We start from the raw sequence: 24,200 nt of genomic DNA, 5'->3' as shown, positions 1-24,200 counted from the left end.
CATGCTCGCCTCCCTCCCGCTCGGGCGCTTGCTGCCCCTGCTGCGCCGCGACCTCAGCCCGGCCCATGGTTCCGCTCGCCTGCTCCTGCGCACGCGGCGACCCGGTCCTCCGGGTCCGGACAATCCGCTGGTGGCCGCGCATCTGCGGGATGCCAGCCTCCAGGCCGGGGCGACGCTGCCTGCGGCCGCCCAGCCGGTGACCCTGCTGTTGCACGGCGAAGACTGCAGCCTGTTCGACGTCGCCGCGCCCAAGGGGCTGCGTCCGCACGAGTGGGGCCTGCTGCTGGAAGACCAGCTACTGGCGGACGCCAACGGCCAGCACCTGGTCTGTCTGGGTCGCGCCCCTGGCCGGTTGCGCCTGCTGGCCTTGGATCGGGCGCTGCTGGAGGCCTGGCGTGAACATTGCGCCGCCTGTGGGTGGACGGTGGTCGCCTGCTGGGTCGACTTCCAGCTGCTGCCCGAGCCCACCGCCGAGGGTGGGATCGGTGCGCGCCTGGGCGACAGCCTGAGATTCAAGACCCGCGTCGCGGACCACGACGTCTGGCTGACCTGGCCACATACCCTTGAGGCCGATTTGCCGCCGGCCTTGTCCGCTCTGCTCGACGCCGGTCCCGAGGCAACCATCGATCACCTCTGGCCCCGGCCTACTGCCGGCGTAGCGCCCCGGGATCTCTGGCCGCGGCAAGGTCAGCGCCGGCGACCGTCTCTGGGACTGCCTCGGCCCCTGGTACTGGGCATGGCCGCTGCCGCCGTGCTGGCCACGGTGCACCTGGGGCTGCAACAGGTCCAGCACTGGCGCCGAGCCCAGGTGGACCGGGCCTATGTCGCCCACCGCCTGGGCCTGACCAGCGACCGGCTCGATGCCGGCCGCGCCGCGCGCGAACTCCAGCTGGCCAGCCGGACCCAGCGGCAGCTGGAGGCGCAATGGCGCCTCTGGCAGCGCCTCGGCGATCCGCTCGCTGCCGCCTTGGCGGCCCGGCCAGGCTTGCGGTTGGTGGAATGGTCGCTGGACGAGCAGGGCATCCAGGTGGTGCTGGAGGGTCCTGTCAGCCTGGACAAGGCCTTGCGCACCCGGCTCGGCGAGGAATTCGCTACCCTGCAGTGGCAGCGGCAGGCCGGGTGCCTGACCCTTCACCTGGCGGCCCCGACGGAGACGCGACCATGAGTATCATCCTTCAGCGCTGGCAGCGGCTATCCGCCGAGCGCCAGCGGGCGGCCCTCGGCGGACTGGTCATTCTGCTGCTGGCCGCCATCCTGCTGTTGCGCCCCACGCCAGGCAGCCGACCGGCCACGGTGGACTGGGTCCGCCTCGCCGAAGAGGCCCGCGCGCTGCCCGTCGCCCAGCCGCTGCAGGAGGCGGACTGGCGCGGCGCCGTGAGTGGCGTGACCTTCAGTGCGCTGACCCTGGCTGAGCCGGCCTGGCAACTGCGTGGCGAGGCGGTGGATGTCGGGGCGGTGGAGCGGCTGCAGGCCTGGGCGCGGGCGCGGGGCTGGTTGCCGCGGACCCTCAGGGTCCGCAGCCAGCCGACTGGCGTGGCCTTCGAGCTGGAGGTCCTGGCGGTGCTGGTGGGGCGGACGCCATGATCCGCTGGCTCGCGCGCTTGGCCTTTACCCTGTTCACTGTCCTGATCTTCGTCTCGGGCTGCCTGCTCTATTGGCCCGCAGCGGACTGGCTGCCGCGGCTGCTGCCGCCCCAGGTCACCTCGATCGGTCTGCAGGGTTCCTTGCGCGCCGGTGGCATGCAGCGCCTCGACTGGCCGGGCGGTGGTGCCGGCCCCTGGCAATGGCGACTGCAATGGCCGGGCGCATTGCAGGTCACGGTGGGCGAGTCCGAGGCCGCGCCCTGGGGCTTGATCCTGAGCGGTTGGCCCTGGCAATGGCAAGCCGATCTCGCAGGTGGCGATCTGCGCTGGTTGCAGGCACCGGGGAGCGCCCTGCTCGCCGGTCGGCTGGTCGGCGATGTCCGGCTCGGAGGCAGTTGGCGTCGTTGCCAGACGGCCAGCGGCAGCTGGCAGGGCGCTGGGCTGCAGGCCCTGGTCCCCCGGCGACTCAGCCTGGGCGAAGCCCGGTTGCAGGTGGATTGCCATACTGCGCCCTGGCTGCAGGGCGTCTTCGAGCGCACCGGCCAGCATCGCCTGGAATTGCGCCTGAGCCTGGCCAACTGGCGGGGGCAGGTACGGGGTACGGCGCAGCCCGGCAGTGAGATTGCGCCCATGCTGCAGGGTATCGGCTGGCTCAAGGCCGGTCAGAGCGAGGTGTCGGGTCGCTTCTAGGCACGAGAGGGCTCGATCAGGCGACGCGCAGGCCCTGAGCCGATCCCAGCTTCGCCAAATGGATCAGACCTTCTTCCCACTGCCGATGCCCGGAGCGGGTGTTGATATGGCCGGCACCCGGGAGGATGTCCAGCTCGCTCCCCCAGGCCTGGGCCAGGGCTTCGGCTCGGGCGAGGCTGATGGCATGGTCGTTGTCCGAGGTCACTACCCTGGAAGGGAAGGGCAGTGGCTGCCGTGGCAAGGGCGCGAAACCCAGCAGTTCCATCGGGCAACCCGGGCGCTCGACGTCGGCCGGCGCCACCAGCAAGGCCGCCAGCACCCGCTGCCGACGGGCCACCGGAGCGCTGGCGGCCCAGAGCGCGACGGTCACGCAACCCAGGCTATGGGCGATCAGTACCACCGGGGCATTGGCCTCGGCGATGGCCCTGTCGAGAGTGGCGACCCAACGCTGCGGATCGGGATGCTGCCAGTCGTCCTGTTCGACCCGCCGGGCATCCGGCAGACGGCGCTGCCAATGGGTCTGCCAGTGATCGGGGCCGGAGCCTTGCCAGCCGGGGAGGATGAGATAGCGGGTCATGGCGGTGCTCCGCGGGCGAAAGGGGAGCGTCGATAGTGCCGGTGGTTGATGCGCAGGAGAAAGAATAAAAGGCGCTTTGGTTATGCCTGGAGCTCAGGCTTTGGTTGGAAGTAATAGACCGTAGGTTGGGCTGAGACAGCTTCATCGTCGAAGCCCAACAGGGCCAATGTCGAGTTGCTGATGGGCTTCGCTGGCGCTCAACCCAACCTACCAAGGCTCCCGGATGGCCTACTCGTTCCGCCCCAACCGTTCCACTTCCTGCAACCAGCGCAATCGCTGTTCCTCGTCCGCCGCCCGCACCGGCGAGTACTCGTGGACCTGCAGCACCTGGATGCCGCAGGCCTCGAGGCCTTCCTGGATGCCCTGGCGATGGGGTGCCTGGTTGCGCAGGCGCTGCCAGGGGGAGGGCGGGGTGTCGGAGGTGACCAGCAGTTCGGCGCTGCGCCCGGTCAGCAGGGGGTCGCCGCCCCAGGTCTGGTCGCGCTGGGCGAAGGCGAAGCCTGGTTGCAGGACGCGTTCGAGAAAGCCCGCCAGCACTGCTGGCAGGCCGTTCCACCACACCGGGTAGATGAACACCAGGTGCTCCGCCCAGTGGATCTGCCGCTGGGCCTCCAGCAGGTCCGGCTCTAGGGTCTGGGAGAGGTCGTAGCCCTCGCGCAGCACCGGATCGAATTGAGCCTCGGCCAGCTTCAGCTGGCGCACCACCTGACCGCTGGCCTGGGCGCCCTGGACATAGGCGTCGGCCAGGGACTGGCAGAAACTGGTGCGCTTGGGATTGCCCTGGATGACCAGCAGGCGCCGGCCATCCCCCTCCAGCGGCGTGGCGCCGCGGGCCTCAGCCACGGCCACCGGCTTCCAGCATGGTCTCCGGGCGCACCCACTCGTCGAACTGCGCATCGGTCAGGTAGCCGAGTTCCAGCGCGGCGGCGCGCAGGGTCTTGTTCTCGGCATAGGCCTTCTTGGCGATCTCGGCGGCCTTGTCGTAGCCGATGTGGGGATTGAGCGCCGTCACCAGCATCAATCCCTGTTCCAGGTGCTCGGCCATCTTGTGCTCGTCCGGCTCCATGCCGGTGACGCAATGGGTATTGAAGTTGCGACTGCCATCGGCCAGCAGGCGGATGGATTCCAGCACGTTGTGGGCGATCACCGGCTTGTAGACGTTGAGCTGCAGATGACCCTGGCTCGCGGCGAAACCGACGGTGACGTCATTGCCGATCACCTGGCAGGCCAGCATCGACAAGGCCTCGCACTGGGTCGGGTTGACCTTGCCCGGCATGATGGAGCTACCCGGTTCGTTGGCCGGCAGCCTGACCTCGGCGAAGCCCGCACGCGGACCGGAGCCCAGCAGGCGCAGGTCGTTGGCGATCTTCATCAGCGCCACGGCCAGGGTCTTGAGGCCGCCGTGCAGGGCCACCAGGGGCTCATGGCCGGCGAGGGCGGCGAACTTGTTCGGTGCGGTGACGAAGGGCAGGCCGGTGAGTTCGGCGATTTCCTTGGCGATGGCTTCGTCGAAGCCCTTGGGCGCATTGAGGCCGGTGCCTACGGCAGTGCCGCCCTGGGCCAGTTCCAGGACCGCCGGCAGGGCGTTGCGGATGGCGCGCTCGGCCAGGTCCAGCTGGGCGACGAAGGCTGACAGCTCCTGGCCGAAGGTCACCGGGGTGGCGTCCATCATGTGGGTGCGGCCGGTCTTGACCAGGTTCTGGTAGCGCGCCGACTGCAGCGCCAGGCCGCCGGACAGCTCGGCGATGGCCGGCAGCAGGTCGTTCTGCACCGCCAGGGCGGTGGCGATGTGCATGGCGGTGGGGAAGCAGTCGTTGGAGCTCTGGCCGCGATTGACGTGGTCATTGGGATGGACCGGCTTTTTGCCGCCCATGCCGTTGCCGGCCAACTCGTTGCTGCGCCCGGCGATGACCTCGTTGACGTTCATGTTGCTCTGGGTACCGCTGCCCGTCTGCCAGACCACCAGGGGAAACTGGTCATCGTGGAAGCCGTCGAGGATCTCGCTGCTGGCCTTCTCGATCAGGGTGGCGACGTCTTCCGGCAGTTCGCCGAGGCGCAGGTTGACCCGCGCGGCCGCCTTCTTCACCGTCGCCAGGGCATGTACCACCGCCAGCGGCATCTGCTGGTTGCCGATGGCGAAGTTTTCCAGCGACCTTTGGGTCTGGGCGCCCCAGTAGACGTCGTCGGCTACTTCGATGGGGCCGATGCTATCGGTTTCGGTGCGGCTCATGGCGGTCTCCGTTGATGAGGTAGGGTCCAGCTAGTTTGGGCAGCAGGTTAGCGCCAGGGTTCCCAAATGGGAGATATTCTCAACTGGGTGGCTGTCCTCGATGAGTTCAGGCCAGGTTCAGCCGCTCTGTGGCACACTCGCGGTCCATTTTCAGCCTCCTGAAGGATGCCCATGAAGAAGACCCTCCGTACGCTTGGCGCCGTAGTCGTGCTCGCCAGCGCCAGCAGCTTCGCCCTGGCCGATGCCAAGAGCCACGCGGCCGACGCGGAGCGCTTTCTCAAGCTGGCCAACGCCGACAAGCTGACCACGCCGGTCTACGCCCAGGTCCAGCAGCTCTTCGCCCAGCACTTCGAGCAGGCCAAGGCGCCGGCCAAGAAAGCCGTGCTGGAAAGCTACACCGCCCGCGCCAACCAGGCGCTGGACAGCACCATCGGCTGGGAAAGGATCAAGCCCGAGATGGTCAAGCTGTACACCGACAACTTCACCGAAGACGACCTGGAAGGCCTGATCAAGTTCTACCAGTCCGATCTGGGCAAGAAGATGATCGCGACCCTGCCGCGCCTGTCGGCGCAGTCCGCCCAGCTGACCCAGGCCAAGCTGGAACAGGCGGTACCCAAGGTCAACGGCATCCTCGCCGAGATGGACAAGGAGCTGGGCGTGAAGCCGCCGGCCGGTGCCGAGAACGCACCGCCGCCCGCCAAGCGCTGAATCCAGCCTTTGCCCCGAAGCCCGGACCCGTTCCGGGCTTCGTCGTTTGTGGGCCGACCGGAGCGATTCCGGGCGGGCCGCGAGCCCGTTAGAATGACGCTTCTCACAGTCGAGGTATCCCCATGAGCATGCGCGAACGTATCCAGTCCAGCCTGAGCCTGTTGCAACCCGAGCACCTGCAGGTGCTGGACGAAAGCCACATGCACAGCCGCGGCCAGGAGACCCACTACAAGGCGGTGGTGGTCAGCGAGCATTTCGCCGGCCTCAACGCGGTGAAGCGCCACCAGAAGGTCTATGGCACCCTGGGCGAACTCATGGGCCAGTTCCATGCCCTGGCGCTGCACACCTACACCCCAGCGGAGTGGGCAGCCCAGGGCCAGGCACCGGATTCGCCCACCTGCCGCGGCGGCAGCACGCACGACCTGGCGGGCTGAGCCTCGAGAGCCCTGTTCAGTGGCAGTCCGTATTGGTTAAAATTTGATCGGCGCCGGCATCCTTGCCGGCGTTTTCGTCGAAGAACCTGTTTCACGACCTCGCGAGCTAGAGACAAACAAGGCGAAAAGGGCTGAGGAAGCGGATCGGACTCGCGCTCGAGTTTACGAGTGGTAAATGAGCATTCCGCAGGCCTTTTCAACGCCGTTTGGCCGACGCGTAGCAGGTCATGAACAGGTTCTAACCGGTCCGCCCTTTGCGAGGGCGACCCCTGGGAACCCGAAGATGACCGACAAGATTGTCGTGGCGGCCTTGTACAAGTTCGTCACCCTGGACGACTACGTCCAATTGCGTGAACCCCTGTTGCAGACCCTCCTGACCCATGACGTCAAGGGCACCCTGCTGCTGGCCGAGGAAGGCATCAACGGCACCGTTTCCGGCAGCCGCGCAGGCATCGACGCCGTGCTCGCCTGGCTGCGCGCCGATCCGCGCCTGGTCGACATCGACCACAAGGAATCCCACTGCGCCGAGCAGCCCTTCTATCGCACCAAGGTCAAGCTGAAGAAGGAGATCGTCACCCTGGGCGTGCCCGGCGTCGATCCCAACCGCCGCGTGGGTACCTATGTCGAACCCCGGGACTGGAACGCCCTGGTGGACGATCCCGAGGTGCTGGTGATCGATACCCGCAACGACTACGAGGTGGGCATCGGCAGCTTCAAGGGCGCCATCGACCCCAAGACCAAGAGCTTCCGCGATTTCCCGGCCTATATCCGCGAGCACTTCGATCCGGCGCGGCACAGGAAGGTCGCCATGTTCTGCACCGGCGGCATCCGCTGCGAGAAGGCGTCGAGCTTCATGCTGCAGGAGGGCTTTCCCGAGGTCTTCCACCTCAAGGGCGGCATCCTCAAGTACCTCGAAGAAGTGCCCGCGGCCGAGTCCCGCTGGGAAGGCGAGTGCTTCGTCTTCGATAACCGCGTCACCGTGACCCATGACCTCGCCGAAGGGGTCTATGACCAGTGCCATGCCTGCCGCACGCCGGTCTCGCCGGAAGACATGCAGTCACCGCATTACCGCCCCGGCATCAGTTGCCCGCACTGCTGGGATTCGCTGTCGGAAAAGACCCGCGCCGGCGCCCGCGAGCGGCAGAAGCAGATCGAGCTGGCGCGCCTGCGCAACGAACCCCACCCCATCGGCCGCGATCCGCGGCTGAACACCATGCCCAGTCCCGAGGAGGTCTAGGATGACCGGTCGCCTGCTCTATGTGATGGACCCCATGTGCTCCTGGTGCTGGGGCTTCGCTCCGGTGGTCGAGCGCCTGGCCGAGCGGGCGGCCGCCCAGGGCATTCCCCTGCACCTGGTGGTCGGCGGCCTGCGTCGCGAGCGGGTGGCCCAGGACACCGCCAGCCGGGTACGCACCCTGGCCTACTGGCAGGCGGTGCAGGACACCACCGGCCAGCCCTTCGCCCTCGAACAGGGCCCGCCGGAAGGCCTGGTGTACGACACCGAGCCGGCCTGCCGTGCCCTGGTCGCCGCCCGCCAGCTCGACGAAGAGGCCGTCTGGCCGCTGGCCAAGCGCATCCAGCGGGCCTTCTATGTCGAGGCCCGCGACGTCACCCAGCCGGCGCTGCTGGTGGAACTGGCCGAGGCCTGTGGCCTGCCGCGCATCGAATTCGCCCCGCTGTTCGACGGCGAAGCGGCGCACCAGGCCACCCAGGCCGACTTCGACTGGGCACTCAATCTGGGCATCGCCGGTTTCCCCACGCTGCTCGCCGAGCGGGACGGCCAGCTGGCGCTGATCACCAACGGCTACCAGCCGTTGGACGAACTGGAGCCGCTGCTGGACGCCTGGCTCAGCCGCGGCGCGCGGCCGGCGTGACCCTGGTCATCGACGGGTGCCTGACGCTGCCCGAGCAGGAAATCCAGCTCACGGCGGTTCGCGCCCAGGGTGCGGGTGGCCAGAACGTCAACAAGGTTTCCAGCGCCGTCCATCTGAGATTCGACATCCAGGCCTCGTCGCTGCCGGAAGCGCTCAAGGCGCGCCTGCTGGCCCTGCGCGACCAGCGCATCAGCCGCGACGGCGTGGTGGTGATCAAGGCACAGCAATACCGTACCCAGGAACAGAACCGGGCCGACGCCCTGGAACGCCTGGCCGCGCTGATCGCCGCCGCCAACGTCCAGGAAAAGCCGCGTCGTCCGACCAAGCCCACCTACGGCTCCAAGCAGCGCCGCTTGGAAGGCAAGTCGCGCCGCAGCGGCATCAAGGCCAGCCGCGGGCGGGTGGATTTCTAGGCTGAGCGCGAGCCTGAGCTAGCGCACCACGATCAGCGCACTGCCCGCCGCTTCCAGCATGTTGCGGGTGTTGCTGCCCATGAAGAAGTGGCGCAGGCGGGAATGGCCGAAGGCGCCCATCACCACCAGCTCCAGGCCATGCTGCTTGCGATAGCGCTCCAGGCCCAGTTCCACGTCGCCGTCGGTGATGGCGGTGGTGACCGTACGGCCCCGGGCCCTGAGTTCGTCGGCGGCACGGGCGAGGGCTGCGCGGCGTTCTTCCCGCTCGCGGCCGACGGTTACCAGGTGGCACGCCAGGCTGTCGAACAACCGGCAGTTGGCCACCCAGGTCACCGCCTTGCGCGCGCTGGTGCTGTCGTCATAGGCCAGCAGCACGCCGCTGGGCTCGACGAACTGGTGGCCGGCCACCAGCAGCGGGCGATGCAGGAGGCGGATGGCGCTTTCCAAGTGGCGGCCGATCAACCGCTTTGGCGGGCTGTCCTCGCCCTGGCGGCCCAGCACGATGAGGTCGAAATCCTCCTGCAGACTCTCCAGCGAACCTATCAGGTCACCGTGCTGCAGCACGGCCCCGGCGCAGCGCGCCTGCTGTTCCTCCACCCGCAGCTGGGCCGCATCGAGCAGCAGCCGACCCTGGTCTTCTGCCAGGGTGCCGCGCTGGGCATCCAGGGCCGCCAGCTCGGTCAGCAGGTGTTCGCGGTTGACCAGCAGGGGCGGCGTGGCCTGACCGGGCCGTGGAAAGCGGCGCTGATCCAGCACATGCAGCAGGGTGAGGGGGGCATCCAGGGTGGTGCCGGCCCAGGCAGCGAAGTCGCAGACGGCGGCGCTGACGGCCGAGCCGTCGAGGCAGGCGAGGATCTTGGACATGGCCGCGGGTCTCCAGGAGCAGGACATTGCTGGGAGAGACCCAGGCACGCCGTTGCGGGTTCAATCGCCGAGGGCAAGGTCGTCCGTCATCCCGCCGCGGCGCAGCAGCTGTTTGCAGCGTTGTGACAGGTGCAGCACCCGCACCCGCTTGCCAGCCTTGGCATAGCGTTCGTGCAGGGTGCGCAGCGCGGCCACGGCGGAGTAGTCGACGAAACTCAGGTGGCGGCAGTCCACCACGACCTTGGCGGGGTCGCCGGCCGGATCGAACTGGTTGAGAAAGGTGGCGGTGGAGGCGAAGAATAGGGTGCCGTGCACCTGGTACCTCTTGCTGCCGTCAGCCTCCAGATGGCTGTCGGCATAGAGCCGGCGGGCGTGCTGCCAGGCGAAGTTGAGCGCGGCCAGGACGATGCCGCAGAGCACCGCGGTGGCGAGGTCGGCGAAGACGGTGATCACGGTGACGGCGATGATCATCAGCATGTCGCTGCGCGGCACCCGGTGCAGCACCCGCAGCGAGGCCCAGGCAAAGGTCTGCTGGGCAACCACGAACATGGTGCCCACCAGCGCCGCCAGCGGAATGCGCTCGATCAGCGGCGAGAGGAACAGCACGAACAGCAGCATCAGGATCCCGGCGACCACCCCCGACAGCCGGCCGCGGCCACCCGAACTCAGGTTGATCATGGTCTGGCCGATCATGGCGCAACCGCCCATGCCGCCGAACAGCCCGGAGGCCATGTTGGCCGCACCAAGGGCCACGCACTCGCGATTGGGCCGGCCGCGGCTCTCGGTGATCTCGTCGGTGAGGTTCAAGGTCAGCAGGGTCTCCAGCAGGCCGACCAGGGCCATCAGCACCGCATAGGGCAGGATGATCCGCAGCGTTTCCAGATTCCAGGGGATGTCGGGCAGCGCCAGCCGCGGCAGGCCACCGGCGATATGGGCCATGTCGCCCAGGGTACGGGTCGGCAGATCGAAGACATGCACCGCCAGGCCCACGCCGAGGATGGCGGCCAGGGCCGGCGGCACGGCGCGGGTCAGCCGCGGCAGGAGCCAGATGATGGCCATGGTCGCTGCAGTCAGGCCGATCATCAGGTACAGCGGGGTACCGCTGAGCCAGCTCTCGCCCTGCTTGAAGTGTTCCAGCTGGGCCAGGGCGATGACGATGGCCAGGCCGTTGACGAACCCGAGCATGACCGGGTGCGGCACCATGCGGATCAGCTTGCCCAGGCGCAGCAGGCCGAAGGCGATCATCAGCAGGCCGCCGAGCACGACCGTGGCCAGCAGGTACTGCACGCCGTGCTGCACCACCAGGGCGATGATGACCACCGCCATGGAGCCGGCGGCGCCGGAGACCATGCCGGGGCGGCCACCGAAGAGGGCGGTGAGGGTACAGATGAAGAAGGCGCCATAGAGACCCATCAGCGGGTTGAGATGGGCGACCAGGGCGAAGGCGATGCACTCGGGCACCAGGGCGAAGGACGTGGTGAGACCGGCCAGGATGTCGGCGCGGGGAGAGACACTTTTCATGGCGTATCCAGAACGGGCGACAGCACGGCGGGGTGCGATCGCGGAGAGACGACAAGGCAGCAAGACACGGGTATAGGCCGCAGGGGCGGTTACCGGGGGAGGGGTGGTGCTATGGCGGCGTCGGCAGGCGCTTGGACATGGTGAGGGGGTCCGAAGGCATCGCGAGGAAAGTTAGCGAGCTTAGCATGACTTTACAGCGCTGCCGAATCGATAGGATCGGCGGGCCGCTCTACTGGCCGCCTCTTGGCATGCCCTGGCCTTGCGCACCCGTTCGCTGAGCAGCGGCTGGCCCGCGCCGATCAGCTCCCCACGGAGGGCGCACGTCCCCGCGAGATACCCGGTCCGTTCGTCAGACCGCGGCGGATCAGGGGACGGAAGGCCGACTTCCATTGATCGGCGACAACAGCGAAGCGCTCGATAAGCCAGACGGTTGGGTTACTCTCTGTGCAGGGTTCGGCTACGCACCGGACCCAGCCTGAATGAGGATAAGAACCGTGGACATGAACCGTCGGCAATTCTTCAAGGTCGCTGGAGTCGGCCTTGCGGGATCCAGCCTGGCGGCGTTAGGCATGGCTCCCACAGCCGCCTTTGCCGACCAGGTGCGCCATTTCAAACTGGCGCACACCGTGGAAACCCGTAACACCTGTCCCTACTGCTCGGTCGGCTGCGGCCTGATCATGTACAGCATGGGCGACCGGGCCAAGAACGTGGCCCAGAACATCATTCACATCGAGGGGGACGCCGACCACCCGGTCAACCGCGGCACCCTCTGCCCGAAGGGCGCCGGCCTGCTGGATTTCATCCACAGCCCCAATCGCCTCAAATACCCCGAGGTGCGCAAGCCCGGCAGCAACGAGTGGACCCGCATCAGCTGGGACGAGGCGCTCGGGCGCATCGCCACCCTGATGAAGGAAGACCGCGACGCCAACTTCATCGCCACCAACGACCAGGGCCAGACGGTCAATCGCTGGTTGACCACGGGCTTCCTGGCCGCCTCGGCGTCCTCCAATGAAACCGGTTATCTGACGCACAAGATCGCACGGAGTCTGGGCCTGCTGGCCTTCGACAACCAGGCGCGCGTCTGACACGGCCCGACGGTGGCAGGTCTTGCCCCGACGTTTGGCCGTGGTGCGATGACGAATCATTGGAGTGACATCAAGAACGCCAATCTCGTCCTCATCATGGGCGGCAATGCCGCCGAAGCCCATCCGTGCGGCTTCAAATGGGTCACCGAGGCCAAGGCGCACAACAACGCCCGGCTGATCGTGGTCGATCCGCGTTTCACCCGTTCCGCCTCGGTCGCCGACTACTACGCGCCGATCCGGACCGGCAGCGACATCGCCTTCCTGGGCGGGCTGATCAATTACCTGATCACCCACGACAAGATCCAGCAGGAGTACGTCCGCAACTACACCGACGCCGGCTTCCTGGTGAAGGAAGGCTTCACCTTCGAGGACGGCCTGTACAACGGCTACGACGCCGAGAAGCGCACCTACACCGACAAGGTGAACTGGGGCTATCAGATCGGCGACGACGGCTTCGTCAAGATCGATCCGACCCTGCAGGATCCGCGTTGCGTCTTCCAGCTGATGAAGCAGCACTACAGCCGCTACACCCTGGAAGTGGCCAGCCAGGCTTGCGGCACGCCGCCCGAGGCGATCCAGAAGGTCTGGGCCGAGATCGCCGAGACCTCGGCGCCCGGTCGCGTCATGACCATCCTCTATGCCCTGGGCTGGACCCAGCACTCCATCGGGGCGCAGATCATCCGCTGCGGCGCCATGGTGCAGCTGCTGCTGGGCAACATCGGCCTGCCGGGTGGCGGGATGAATGCCCTGCGCGGTCACTCCAACATCCAGGGCCTCACCGACCTGGGTCTGCTGTCGATCCAGCTGCCCGGCTACCTGACCATCGGTGGCGACGGCGAGCAGGACTACAACACCTTCATCACCCGCCGCGCCAGCAAGCCGCTGCGCCCGGGGCAGCTGAGCTACTGGCAGAACTACGGCAAGTTCCACGTCAGCCTGATGAAGGCCTGGTACGGCGACAAGGCCACCAAGGACAACGACTGGTGCTACCACTGGTTGCCCAAGGTCGATGTCACCGGCGCTGGCTACGACGTGCTGCGCTACTTCGACATGATGGGCAAGGGCCAGGTCAACGGCTACGTCTGCCAGGGTTTCAACCCCATCGCCGCCTTCCCCAACAAGGCCAAGGTGATGCGCGGGCTGTCCAAGCTCAAGTGGCTGGTGATCATGGACCCGCTGGCCACCGAGACCTCCGAATTCTGGCGCAACCACGGCGATCACAACGATGTGAACACCGCCGAGATCCAGACCGAGGTGTTCCGCCTGCCCACCACCTGCTTCGCCGAGGAAGACGGCTCCCTGGTCAACTCCAGCCGCTGGCTGCAGTGGCACTTCAAGGGCGCCGAGGCGCCTGGGGAAGGGCGCAGCGACATCGCCATCATGGCCGAGCTGTTCCTCAAGCTGCGCGAGGCCTACGCCAAGGAAGGCGGGGCCTTCCCCGATCCGATCCTGGGGCTGTCCTGGCCCTATGCCAAGCCCGAGGAACCGGCGGCGGAGGAGCTGGCCAAGGAGTTCAACGGCTACGCCGTCACCGACGTGCTGGATGCCAAGGGCAATGTGTCGGCCAAGGCCGGTCAGCAGCTCGCCGGCTTCGGCCAACTGATGGACGACGGCAGCACCGCCTCGGGTTGCTGGATCTTCTGCGGGTCCTGGACCGAGCAGGGCAACCAGATGGCGCGGCGCGACAATAGCGATCCGTTCCACATGGGGCAGACCCTGGGCTGGGCCTGGTCCTGGCCGAACAACAGGCGCATCCTCTACAACCGCGCCTCCGCGGACCTCAGCGGCAAGCCCTGGGACCCGAGCAAGAAGCTGGTGTGGTGGAACGACAAGGCGCAGAAGTGGGGCGGCACCGACGTGCCCGACTACAAGATCGACGCCAAGCCGGCGGACGGCATGAGTCCCTTCATCATGAACCCGGAAGGCGTGGCGCGCTTCTTCGCCCTGGACAAGCTGGCCGAAGGGCCCTTCCCGGAGCACTACGAGCCGTTCGAGACCCCCATCGGCGTCAACCCGCTGCATCCCAACAACCGCAAGGCCACGAGCAGCCCGGCGGCGCGGGTGCTCAAGGACGACTGGGCGGACTTCGGTGATCGCAAGGATTTCCCCTATGCGGCCACCACCTACCGCCTGACCGAGCACTTCCACTACTGGAGCAAGCACTGCCGGCTGAACGCCATCGTCCAGCCCGAGCAGTTCGTCGAGATCGGCGAGGTGCTGGCCAAGCAGAAAGGCATCGCCGCGGGTGACCTCGTGCGCGTCACCTCCAAGCGCGGGCACATCGTCTGCAAGGCGGTGGTGACCAAGCGCATTCGCCCGCTGCAGGTCAACGGCGAGACGGTGCACCACGTCGGCATCCCCATCCACTGGGGCTTTTCCGGTGTGGCACGGATGGGTTATCTGGCCAATACCCTGACCCCCTACGTGGGTGACGGGAACACCCAGACGCCCGAGTTCAAGTCGTTCCTCGTCAACGTGGAGAAAGCGTGATGGCAAGCCAAGATATCTACGCCCGCTCCGCGACCACCACGGCCTACACGTCGGTGCGCACCCAGGCGGAAGTGGCCAAGCTGATCGATGTGTCCAAGTGCATCGGCTGCAAGGCTTGCCAGGTCGCCTGCTCGGAATGGAACGAGCTGCGTGACGAGGTCGGCGAGAACCACGGCACCTACGACAACCCGGCGGACCTCACCGCGGACTCCTGGACGTTGATGCGCTTTACCGAGCACGAGGACGAGGCCGGCAAGCTGGAGTGGCTGATCCGCAAGGATGGCTGCATGCACTGCGCCGAGCCGGGCTGCCTGAAGGCCTGTCCGAGTCCGGGGGCCATCGTCAAGTACGCCAACGGCATCGTCGACTTCAACCAGGATCACTGCATCGGTTGCGGCTACTGCATCGCCGGTTGCCCCTTCGACATCCCGCGGATCTCGAAGAAGGACAACAAGGCCTACAAGTGCTCCCTCTGCTCGGACCGGGTCGGGGTCGGCCTGGAGCCGGCCTGCGTGAAGACCTGCCCGACCGGCGCCATCGTCTTCGGCACCAAGGACGCCATGAAGGAGCACGCCGCCGAGCGCATCGTCGATCTCAAGAGCCGCGGCTACGAGAACGCCGGTCTGTACGACCCGGTTGGAGTAGGGGGCACCCACGTCATGTACGTGCTGCACCATGCCGACCAGCCGCAGCTGTACAACCACCTGCCCAAGGATCCGACCATCAGCCCCACCGTGGGGCTGTGGAAGGGCTTCACCAAACCCCTGGCGCTGTTCGCCATGGGTGCGGCGGTGCTGGCGGGTTTCTTCCACTACGTGCGCGTCGGCCCGAACCGGACCGATGACGACGACGAGGTGGTCGAGGCGCCGCCCCGGCCCGCGGGCGATGCGCCCAGGGGCGAGGTCAAGCAGCTGAGTCCGTCCGTGCAGATCTTCGATCCGCACGACAAGCAGCCCTAGCAGGGGTACGCCCCCGGTTTGGCCGGGGGCGTCCTGGGAGATCGAGATGAAACCTGAAATCCAGCGTTACAACGCCAACGAGCGGACCAACCACTGGATCGTGGCGATCCTGTTCTTCATGGCCGGGCTGTCGGGACTGGCGCTGTTCCATCCCGCGCTGTTTCCGCTGTCGAGCCTGTTCGGTGGCGGCACCTGGACGCGCATCCTGCATCCCTTCATGGGCGTGGCGATGTTCGTGTTCTTCGCCTTCCTGGTGTTCCGCTTCTGGCGGCACAACAAGATCGGCCGCGAAGACGCCCAGTGGCTCAAGCAGATCAACGATGTCCTGAACAACCGCGAGGAGAAGCTGCCGCCGATCGACAAGTACAACCCCGGGCAGAAGATCCTGTTCTGGGTGCTGCTGGCCTGCATGCTGGTCCTGCTGGTCAGCGGCGTGGTCATCTGGCGGCAGTACTTCGCCCACCTGTTCCCCATCCCGGTGATCCGCCTGGGCGCCCTGGCCCATGCCGTCGCCGCCTTCGTGCTGGTACTGTCGATCATCGTACACATCTATGCGGGGATCTGGATCAAGGGTTCGGTGACCGCGATGATGACCGGCTGGGTGAGCCGTGCCTGGGCCAAGAAGCACCACTCGCTGTGGTACGAGAAGGTCACCCGCGAGAAGAAGTGAGTCTTTTCGTCGGGCTTCGCTGTGCTCAACCCAACCTACGCCGCCCACCATGATCGTAGGTTGAGCGCAGCGAAGCCCAACGTTCCCAACCCGCCCGCTATCCTGAATCCTCTATCTTCCACCGTTCTGCTAAGGAGCCCTGCCATGGCGGGCCAGATCCTCGAGCCCGGCGAAATCGAAGCCGCGGCCGTCAATCCCGATTTCATCCTGCTGCCTGGTGGCGAGCTGTTCGGCTATCGCGCCGACCGCCTGCGGCTGCTGGCCACCGGCAATGCGCTGAGTGACTACCTGCTGCTGATGGCCGACCTGTGCGAAGCCCAGCAAGGGGTCTTCGACCGCCTCGCGCCCCTGCCCCTGGACGAGGCCCGCAGCGCCCAGAGCCTGGCCCACGGCCTGCCACCTCTGGGTTACGACACCCTGGTCCGCGAAGGCGCCTGGCTGCCCGCGCTGGATGCCCTGCTGGAGGCCCTGAAGATCGAGCAGGTGCCGGTGCAGGCCGCCCTGGACGAACTGCGCCGGGCCGATGCCGGCCAGCGCAAGGCCTGGGCCATCGCCCTGCTGGCGGGCAGCTACGAGCGGGTGCCGGCCGGCGTGGTGCCCTTCCTGGGCGCCGCCCTGCAGGTGGCCTGGACCCACTGGCTGCAACGCAGCGACTTCACCGCCCTGCGCGAACAGGGCAGCCAGACGTCCTGCCCCTGCTGCGGTGCGCCGCCCATGGCCGGCATCATCCATCACCTGGGCAAGGCCAATGGCCTGAGGTACCTCACCTGTTCGCTGTGCGCCTGCGAGTGGCACTTCGTACGGGTCAAGTGCAGCCACTGCGAGACCGGCAAGGGCCTGGGCTACTACTCGCTGAGCACCGACGACGCCAACGCCCAGAAGGCCCCGTTGCGCGCCGAGACCTGCGCCCACTGCAAGACCTATCTCAAGCACCTCTATCGCGACCACGACGCCCGCAGCGAACCCCTGTCCGCCGACCTCGCCAGCCTGGCACTGGACGTGCGCCTGGCGGAAGAGGGCTACGAGCGCCACGCGCCCAACCTGCTGTTCGCCCCGGGCTAGACCGGGCATGGCGACCGCCCGGGGCAGGGCGGTCGCCGTTGCTTCTGTTTTCGCCTATGGCGGGCTGCCTGGGCCTGGTCATTGTTGGCGAACGCACTCCCTCTTCGCTGCGTGAGGCCAAGCCGCGCAAAACTCGGCGAAGCGGTCGTGAACGTTGCTCATCGCGCCAAGAGCGGGTCGAGAGTGCCTTGTCACTGCGGGGTCATCCTGCAGAGCCAGTCTATCGACGGGCACAAAACCTTCTATCACGCCGGGCGACGAAGCCGTCTAGTATGGAGTTTGCGCCGCTTCGTCGGTGTGCCCGTCTGATGAGGAGATAACAATGATCATAGCGTGCGCTTTTTTGCCCGAGGTAGGGCTCCCATCGACGCCGGCCCGAGCCTGGCATCGGTACCCGTCGAGCCAACAGGCCTAAGCCGCCGGAACCATGACTTCAGCAGGTCGTGATGCTGTCGCGGCCGACCACCGGATGAACAAGACCCTAAGGTAGCCAAGAAGATGTCGACCGAATCCAAGTGCCCGTTCAATCACGCCGCCGGCGGTGGTACCACCAACAAGGATTGGTGGCCCAATCAGCTCAACCTCAATTTCCTGCACCAGCACTCGTCGCTGTCCGATCCCATGGGCGAGGAATTCGACTACGCCACCGAATTCAAGAGCCTCGACCTGGAAGCGGTGAAGGCCGACCTGCGTGCCGTGATGACCGATTCCCAGGACTGGTGGCCGGCCGATTTCGGCCACTACGGCCCGCTGTTCGTGCGCATGGCCTGGCACAGCGCCGGTACCTATCGCGTCGGTGATGGCCGTGGCGGTGCGGGCCAGGGCCAACAGCGCTTCGCCCCGCTCAACAGCTGGCCGGACAACGTCAGCCTGGACAAGGCGCGCCGACTGATCTGGCCGGTCAAGCAGAAGTATGGCCGCAAGATCTCCTGGGCCGACCTCATCGTCCTCACCGGCAACGTCGCCCTGGAATCCATGGGCTTCAAGACCTTCGGCTTCTCCGGCGGTCGCCAGGACGTCTGGGAACCGGACGATGCGGTGTTCTGGGGTTCGGAAACCGTCTGGCTGGGTGGCGACGTCCGCTACGGCCAGCACAAGCAGATGGAGCAGCCCGGTGATGGCGTGCTGACCGCGCAGCCCGAGCAGCATCCGGTCGAGCACAGCCGCAACGAAGGTCCCAGCCGCGTGCTGGAGAATCCGCTGGCCGCGGTGCAGATGGGCCTGATCTACGTGAACCCCGAGGGTCCGAACGGCAACCCCGACCCGGTGGCCTCGGCCCATGACATCCGCGAAACCTTCGGCCGCATGGCCATGAACGACGAGGAAACCGTCGCCCTGATCGCCGGTGGTCACGCCTTCGGCAAGACCCACGGTGCCGGTCCGGCCACCAGCGTGGGCGCCGAGCCGGAAGCCGCCGACCTGGAGCAGCAGGGTTTCGGCTGGCAGAACAGCTACGGCACCGGCAAGGGCGCCGACACCATCACCAGTGGTCTCGAGGTGACCTGGACCTCCACGCCCACTCGCTGGAGCAACGAATATTTCGAGAACATGTTCAAGTTCGAGTGGGAGCTGTTCAAGAGCCCGGCCGGCGCCCACCAGTGGCGGCCGAAGGACGGCGCCGGGGCGGGTGCCGTGCCCGATGCCCACGATCCCAGCAAGCGTCACCAGCCGACGATGCTGACCTCGGACCTGGCGCTGCGCTTCGATCCGGCCTACGAGAAGATCTCCCGCCGTTTCCTGGAAAACCCGGACCAGTTGGCCGATGCCTTCGCCCGTGCCTGGTTCAAGCTGACCCACCGCGACATGGGGCCGCTGGCCCGCTACCTCGGCCCGGAAACCCCGGCCGAAGAACTGCTGTGGCAGGACCCGCTGCCCAAGGCCGCAGGTGCGCCCCTGGGCGAGGCCGAGGTCAAGGCGCTCAAGGACAAGCTGGCAGCCTCCGGCCTGAGCGTGTCCGAACTGGTCGGCACCGCCTGGGCGGCTGCGTCCACCTTCCGCGGTTCCGACAAGCGGGGCGGGGCCAACGGCGGCCGTCTGCGCCTGGCGCCGCAAAAAGACTGGGAGGTCAACCAGCCAGCGCAACTGGCCAAGGTGCTGGGCGTGCTGGAAGGCATCCAGCGTGACTTCAAGGGCCAGGGCAAGCAGGTCTCCATCGCCGATCTGATCGTGCTGGCCGGTAGCGTCGGGGTGGAAAAGGCCGCCCAGGCGGCGGGCCACTCGATCAGCGTGCCCTTCACCCCGGGTCGCGTGGATGCCTCCCAGGAGCAGACCGATGTCCATTCCTTCGGGCACCTGGAGCCCTGGGCCGATGGCTTCCGCAACTACGTGGGCGGGGAGTTCAAGGTCAAGCCGGAATTCCTGCTGGTGGACAAGGCGCACCTGCTGAACCTGACCGCGCCGGAGCTGACGGTGCTGTTGGGCGGCCTGCGCGTGCTGGACATCAACGTGAGCGGCGCCAAGCACGGCGTCTTCACCCAGCGGCCGCAGACCCTGACCAACGACTTCTTCGTCAACCTGCTGGACATGGCCACCGAGTGGAAGGCCACCGGTCCGGACAAGGCCACCTTCGAAGGTCGCGATCGCAAGACCGGCGCCCTGAAGTGGACCGGTACCCGGGTCGACCTGGTGTTCGGTTCCCACGCCCAGCTGCGGGCGCTGAGCGAGGTCTACGGCAGTGCCGACGCCCAGGAGAAGTTCGTCAAGGACTTCGTCAAGGTCTGGACCAAGGTGATGGAGCTGGATCGTTTCGATCTGCGTTGATCGTTGCGCTGCAACTGAAAACGCCTCCTGCGGGAGGCGTTTTTTTTGGCCTCGCCAACGAGGTACCCGTCCGTCGCCAATCGGTGGTTGCGCCGGCGAAAATCGCATTCCTGAGCTGTCGCGACTCCCATCAGGCTGACACCATCCAGCCTTAAGCAAACCCTAATTCCGCCTTAAGGAGCGCGTAACCGGAGAGATACAAACTGCGCTGAACCACCAGAGGCTGTCCCCATGGAAGCGCTTGCCGAACTCTCCCTCAGTCTGGTCGAGGGCCCCATCCGCCCCGACCTGTGTCGCGACGAAGTCCTCGCCGATCTGTTCGAGGCCACCGCGACGCGGGCGCCGGAACGGCCCGCCCTGCTCGAAGGCGAGCGCAGCCTGAGCTACGGCGAACTGAACGCCTGGGCCGACCGCGCCGCCTCGCGGCTGCTGGCGGCTGGCGCCGGGCCTGGTCGCGTGGTCGGCCTCTGGCTGCCGCGCGGTATCGAGCTGCTGGTGATGCAGCTGGCCATCGCCAAGACCGGCGCCGCCTGGCTGCCCTGCGATGCCGAAACCCCGGCCGACCGCGTGGCCCTGTGCCTGGAAGACGCCCAGGCGGTAGGCGTGATCACCGGGGCGCCCTTCGCCGATCTGCTGGCGCGTCCTGGGCTTGGCTGCTGGACCCCCGACGAGCTGAGCGCCGCCCTGGGCACCGGCGAAACCCTGCGCCGTCGTGGTCAGGTTTCTCCGGACAACCTGGCCTACCTGATCTACACCTCCGGCTCCACCGGCAAGCCCAAGGGCATCGGTATCCGCCAGGACAGCATCTGCCACTTCCTGCGCAGCGAGAATTCGCTGCTCGGTATCGAGGCCGGCGACCAGGTCTACCAGGGTTTCTCGGTGGCCTTCGACATGTCCTTCGAAGAGATCTGGATCAGCTACCTGGTGGGCGCCACCCTCTGGCTGGCGCCGCGGGAGATCACCGCCGACCCCGAGGCACTGGCCCGCGCCCTGACCGCCAATCGCATCAGCGTGCTGCACGTGGTGCCGACCCTGCTGGCGCTGCTGCCGGAAGACGTCCCCAGCCTGCGCCTGATCAACCTCGGCGGCGAAATGTGCCCCGAACCCCTGGTGGCACGCTGGAGTCGGCCGCAGCGGCGGCTGTTCAACACCTATGGCCCGAGCGAGGCCACCGTCTCGGCGAGTCTGGCGCACCTGCAGCCGGGCGACCCGGTGACCATCGGCCGGCCGCTGCCCAACTACAGCCTGCTGGTGGTGCCTGCCGATGCCAGCCAGCCGCTGGCGCTGCTGCCGCGCGATCAGGTGGGCGAACTCTGCATCACCGGTCCGGGCGTAGCCGATGGCTACCTGGGGCGGCCGGAACTGACCGCCGAGAAATTCCTGCCCAATCCCTGGAGCACCGGCAGCCACGACCTCAAGCTCTATCGCACCGGCGATCTGGCACGGGTCGACGAACACGGCCAGGTGCATTGCCTGGGCCGGGTCGACGACCAGGTGAAGATCCGCGGCTATCGGGTCGAGCTGGGCGAGATCGAAGCCACCCTGGCGCGGCAACCCGGCGTCGGGACCGTGGCCGTGGTGCTGCGCGAAGAGGGCGGCGTGGAGCAACTGGTGGCCTTCCTGGTCGGCGATGGCGGTCCGCTGCCGCGCAGCGACCTGCTGCGGACCGAGCTGGCCGGCTGCCTGCCGCTGTACATGGTGCCCAGCCGCTTCGAGTGGCTCGGCGAGATGCCGCGGCTGAATTCCGGCAAGGTCGATCGCAAGCAACTGCGAGCCCGGCCCCTGGCCATTGCCGTGGTGGCGCCGGTCACTCCGGCCAGCGGCGCCCTGGGTGCGCTGCTGGCGGCCACCGCCGAGCTGTTTCCCGGTCAGCCCCTGCACGCCGAGATGGATTTCTTCGACGACCTGGGCGGGCACTCGCTGTTCGCCGCCCGCTTGGTCTCGCGCCTGCGCCAGGACCCGCGCTATGCCAGTGCCACGGTCAAGGCGGTCTATGCCGGCCGCACCCTGGGCGCCATCGCCGAGGCCCTGGAAGCCGACGCCGCCGAGGCGGACGCAACGACGGCCACCGAGGCCTGGGCGCCGCCCAGCCGCTGGCGGCGCTGGCGCTGTGGCCTGGCCCAGGCGGTGGCGCTACCGCCGCTGCTGACCCTGCGCCTGGGCCGCTGGCTGGCGCCCTTCCTGGCCTTCCCGCTGCTGATCCATTCCGGTACCGCGCTGCCCCTGGCGATGCTGACCGCCCTGAGTCTGTTCGTCCTGGCCATCGGCCTGGAATTCGCCGTGGCCCTGCTGGGCAAGTGCCTCACCGGCCGCCTGCAGCCTGGTCGCTATCCGCTCTGGGGCCTGACCTACTACCGCTGGTGGCTCGGCGAGCGCTTCCTCGCCCTGGCGCCGGCCTACCTGCTCAGCGGCTCGCCCCTGGCGCGGGGCTGGCTGCGCCTGCTGGGCGCGCGCATCGGTGCCGAAGCCTTCGTCGGCACCCTGACCCTGCGCGTGCCCGAGTTGCTGACCCTGGGGCAGGGCGCCAGCCTGGGCAACGGCGTCAACTTCGAAAACGCCCGGGTACTGCGCGGCGAACTGCTGCTCGGCGCCGTGACCCTGGGTCGCGAAGCCCAGGTCGGCTCCTATGCCATCCTCGAAGGCGACACCGCCCTCGGTGACGGTGCGCGCCTGCAGGCCCAATCCGCCCTGCGCAGCGGTCAGCGCATCCCGGCCGGACGCAACTGGGGCGGCGCGCCGGCCCATGACCAGGGCGCCGCCGGTGCCCGCGTCCTGCCGCCAGCCCCGGGGTCCCGTGCCCAGCGCGCCCTGCTGAAAGGACTCTATGCCCTCAGTGGCCTGGCGGTCTCGGTGCTGTTCTTCATGCCGCTGTTTCCCCTGGCGCTGCTGATCGACGAACTGGAAAGCTTCGGTGGGCTGCCCTGGTGGCACACCCCTTCGCTGCTGCTCGATGCCCTGCAATACGGGGTGCTGGCCCTGCCGCTGGGCGTGGTCAGCGTCGCCCTGACCCTGCTCGGCTGCGTCCTGGCGCGACGGCTGATCCTGCCGCGCCTGGAAGAAGGCCGGTGGTCGGTCGACAGCCTCTTCTACTGGCGCAAGTGGCTGGCCAACCTGATCCAGGAGTCGGCGCTGCAGAGTCTGCAGGGGCTGTATGCCACGGTCTACTCGGCGCTCTGGTATCGCCTGCTGGGTGCCCGGGTCGGCCGCGATGCCGAGATTTCCACCGCCCAGGGCCCGGTCTCCTCGCTGCTGGAGCTGGGCGCCGAGACCTTTATCGCCGATGCCGTGATGCTCGGTGACGAACAGGTCGCCCAGGGCTGGATGACCCTGAGACGCACCTCCATCGCCCGGCGCAGTTTCGTCGGCAACGGCGCCTATGTCGCCGACGGCTGCCACCTCCCCGAGGACGCCCTGATCGGTGTCCTGGGTAGGCTCGACGAAGGCGTACCCCTGCGCCAGGGCGAAACCTGGCTCGGCTCGCCGGCGGTCCGGCTGCCAGCGCGGGAAGCCCTGACCGGCTACCCGGAAAGCCTGACCTTCCGCCCGGCACCCTGGCGCCGGGTGGCGCGTGGCCTGATCGAGGCCCTGCGCATCGTGCTGCCCACTGGCTTCACCGTGGCCGCCGGCTGCGCCATCGCCGAAGCCCTGGTGCCGCTGTGGCAGGCCGGCGCCTGGCTGCAGCTGCTCGGCGAGACGCTGCTGGCCGGCAGCGCCTTCGCCGTGGCCAGCTTCGGGGTCGTGCTGGGGCTCAAGTGGCTGGTGGTAGGCCGTTATCGCCCGCGTTCGGCGCCCATGTGGACCTTTTTCGTCTGGCGCAGCGAAGCCATCACCAGCCTCTACGAAACCCTGGCGGTGCCCAATCTGCTCGGCACCCTGCGCGGCACGCCCTGGCTGCCGCTGGCGCTGCGCCTGCTCGGCGCCCGCCTGGGGCGCGGCACCTACCTGGATACCACCGACCTCACCGAATTCGACTGCGTGCGCGTCGGTGATCATGGCGAACTCAATGCCCTGGCCGGGCCCCAGACCCACCTGTTCGAAGACCGGGTGATGAAGGTTGGCGAAGTCGAGCTGGGTGCCGGGGTCAACCTGGGGCCGCGCAGCGTGGTGCTCTATGGCGCCCGGGTCGGCGACGACGTGGAGCTGGGTCCGCTGTCATTGGTGATGAAGGGCGAAACCCTGCCGGAGCGGTCGCGTTGGGAGGGGAATCCCGTCCAGCCGCGTCGTTAGGACTGTCATACAACCATCAAGACAGCCCTGGATACTCCGCCCCGTACAACAAT

At 67.5% G+C, this 24,200-nt stretch carries 19 protein-coding genes; 14 read left to right on the top strand and 5 right to left on the bottom strand.

Going from position 1 to position 24,200, the window contains the following annotated elements:
- Nucleotide 1: 1 nt before the first annotated feature.
- Genes RCF34_RS06840 through RCF34_RS06830 form a run of 3 tightly spaced genes read left to right on the top strand, consistent with a single transcriptional unit; the run spans nucleotide 2 to nucleotide 2,273 of the window.
- Nucleotides 2-1,165 (top strand): type II secretion system protein GspL, encoded by a 1,164-nt coding sequence (locus RCF34_RS06840; protein WP_308707464.1) that lies wholly within the window; start codon nucleotides 2-4, stop codon nucleotides 1,163-1,165.
- Complete coding sequence (locus RCF34_RS06835; RefSeq protein WP_308707463.1) at nucleotides 1,162-1,584, top strand: hypothetical protein; 423 nt, start codon at nucleotides 1,162-1,164, stop codon at nucleotides 1,582-1,584. Before RCF34_RS06840 ends, RCF34_RS06835 begins: the two co-directional genes overlap by 4 nt.
- Nucleotides 1,581-2,273, top strand: coding sequence for a hypothetical protein (locus RCF34_RS06830; RefSeq protein WP_308707462.1), 693 nt, complete (start codon nucleotides 1,581-1,583; stop codon nucleotides 2,271-2,273). The genes RCF34_RS06835 and RCF34_RS06830 overlap by 4 nt, the downstream gene beginning before the upstream one ends.
- Nucleotides 2,274-2,289: 16 nt before the next feature.
- On the opposite strand, the gene RCF34_RS06825 is transcribed toward RCF34_RS06830, so the two are convergent.
- From RCF34_RS06825 to RCF34_RS06815, 3 genes are all read right to left on the bottom strand, one after another.
- Complete coding sequence (locus RCF34_RS06825; protein ID WP_308707461.1) at nucleotides 2,290-2,850, bottom strand: alpha/beta hydrolase; 561 nt, start codon at nucleotides 2,848-2,850, stop codon at nucleotides 2,290-2,292.
- 228 nt (nucleotides 2,851-3,078) lie between these two features.
- Nucleotides 3,079-3,699 (bottom strand): NAD(P)H-dependent oxidoreductase, encoded by a 621-nt coding sequence (locus RCF34_RS06820; protein WP_308707460.1) that lies wholly within the window; start codon nucleotides 3,697-3,699, stop codon nucleotides 3,079-3,081.
- Nucleotides 3,686-5,080 carry a class II fumarate hydratase gene (locus RCF34_RS06815; protein ID WP_308707459.1) on the bottom strand — a complete coding sequence of 465 codons (1,395 nt, stop codon included), beginning with the start codon at nucleotides 5,078-5,080 and terminating at the stop codon, nucleotides 3,686-3,688. The genes RCF34_RS06820 and RCF34_RS06815 overlap by 14 nt, the downstream gene beginning before the upstream one ends.
- A gap of 171 nt (nucleotides 5,081-5,251) precedes the next feature.
- Here RCF34_RS06815 and RCF34_RS06810 point away from each other — a divergent pair, with 171 nt between their 5' ends.
- The 5 genes from RCF34_RS06810 (at nucleotide 5,252) to arfB (ending at nucleotide 8,509) form a co-directional block, all read left to right on the top strand.
- Nucleotides 5,252-5,788 (top strand): DUF2059 domain-containing protein, encoded by a 537-nt coding sequence (locus RCF34_RS06810; protein ID WP_308707458.1) that lies wholly within the window; start codon nucleotides 5,252-5,254, stop codon nucleotides 5,786-5,788.
- Between the two features lie 122 nt (nucleotides 5,789-5,910).
- Entirely contained in the window at nucleotides 5,911-6,222 is a 312-nt protein-coding gene (locus RCF34_RS06805) for a BolA family protein (RefSeq protein WP_308707457.1), read from the top strand.
- A gap of 283 nt (nucleotides 6,223-6,505) precedes the next feature.
- Nucleotides 6,506-7,459 (top strand): rhodanese-related sulfurtransferase, encoded by a 954-nt coding sequence (locus RCF34_RS06800; RefSeq protein WP_308707456.1) that lies wholly within the window; start codon nucleotides 6,506-6,508, stop codon nucleotides 7,457-7,459.
- A 1-nt stretch (nucleotide 7,460) separates the two neighbouring features.
- Nucleotides 7,461-8,096, top strand: coding sequence for a DsbA family protein (locus tag RCF34_RS06795; protein WP_308707455.1), 636 nt, complete (start codon nucleotides 7,461-7,463; stop codon nucleotides 8,094-8,096).
- A gap of 2 nt (nucleotides 8,097-8,098) precedes the next feature.
- Nucleotides 8,099-8,509, top strand: a complete 411-nt coding sequence (gene arfB / locus RCF34_RS06790) for an alternative ribosome rescue aminoacyl-tRNA hydrolase ArfB (protein WP_308707536.1) — start codon at nucleotides 8,099-8,101, stop codon at nucleotides 8,507-8,509.
- A gap of 18 nt (nucleotides 8,510-8,527) precedes the next feature.
- Here arfB and RCF34_RS06785 read toward each other — a convergent pair whose 3' ends face one another.
- Complete coding sequence (locus tag RCF34_RS06785; protein WP_308707454.1) at nucleotides 8,528-9,373, bottom strand: universal stress protein; 846 nt, start codon at nucleotides 9,371-9,373, stop codon at nucleotides 8,528-8,530.
- A gap of 60 nt (nucleotides 9,374-9,433) precedes the next feature.
- A complete protein-coding gene (locus RCF34_RS06780; protein ID WP_308707453.1) occupies nucleotides 9,434-10,894 on the bottom strand; it encodes a SulP family inorganic anion transporter in 1,461 nt (486 codons plus the stop codon).
- A gap of 494 nt (nucleotides 10,895-11,388) precedes the next feature.
- Between RCF34_RS06780 and fdnG the strand changes: the two genes are divergently transcribed.
- The 6 genes from fdnG (at nucleotide 11,389) to RCF34_RS06750 (ending at nucleotide 24,147) form a co-directional block, all read left to right on the top strand.
- Nucleotides 11,389-14,469, top strand: coding sequence for a formate dehydrogenase-N subunit alpha (gene fdnG / locus RCF34_RS06775; protein ID WP_308707451.1), 3,081 nt, complete (start codon nucleotides 11,389-11,391; stop codon nucleotides 14,467-14,469).
- Nucleotides 14,469-15,428 carry a formate dehydrogenase subunit beta gene (gene fdxH / locus RCF34_RS06770; protein WP_308707450.1) on the top strand — a complete coding sequence of 320 codons (960 nt, stop codon included), beginning with the start codon at nucleotides 14,469-14,471 and terminating at the stop codon, nucleotides 15,426-15,428. Before fdnG ends, fdxH begins: the two co-directional genes overlap by 1 nt.
- A 46-nt stretch (nucleotides 15,429-15,474) precedes the next feature.
- Nucleotides 15,475-16,098 (top strand): formate dehydrogenase subunit gamma, encoded by a 624-nt coding sequence (locus tag RCF34_RS06765; RefSeq protein WP_308707449.1) that lies wholly within the window; start codon nucleotides 15,475-15,477, stop codon nucleotides 16,096-16,098.
- 144 nt (nucleotides 16,099-16,242) lie between these two features.
- Complete coding sequence (gene fdhE, locus RCF34_RS06760; RefSeq protein ID WP_308707448.1) at nucleotides 16,243-17,160, top strand: formate dehydrogenase accessory protein FdhE; 918 nt, start codon at nucleotides 16,243-16,245, stop codon at nucleotides 17,158-17,160.
- 498 nt (nucleotides 17,161-17,658) lie between these two features.
- Entirely contained in the window at nucleotides 17,659-19,920 is a 2,262-nt protein-coding gene (gene katG, locus RCF34_RS06755; RefSeq protein WP_308707447.1) for a catalase/peroxidase HPI, read from the top strand.
- 231 nt (nucleotides 19,921-20,151) lie between these two features.
- Nucleotides 20,152-24,147, top strand: coding sequence for a Pls/PosA family non-ribosomal peptide synthetase (locus RCF34_RS06750; RefSeq protein ID WP_308707446.1), 3,996 nt, complete (start codon nucleotides 20,152-20,154; stop codon nucleotides 24,145-24,147).
- Nucleotides 24,148-24,200 lie beyond the last annotated feature (53 nt).

It is taken from the genome of Pseudomonas sp. 102515, from assembly GCF_031085165.1.
Taxonomy (GTDB): domain Bacteria; phylum Pseudomonadota; class Gammaproteobacteria; order Pseudomonadales; family Pseudomonadaceae; genus Chryseomonas.
Note: the sequence above shows the minus strand (reverse complement) of the source record. Positions and strands in the feature narration are given on the sequence as shown.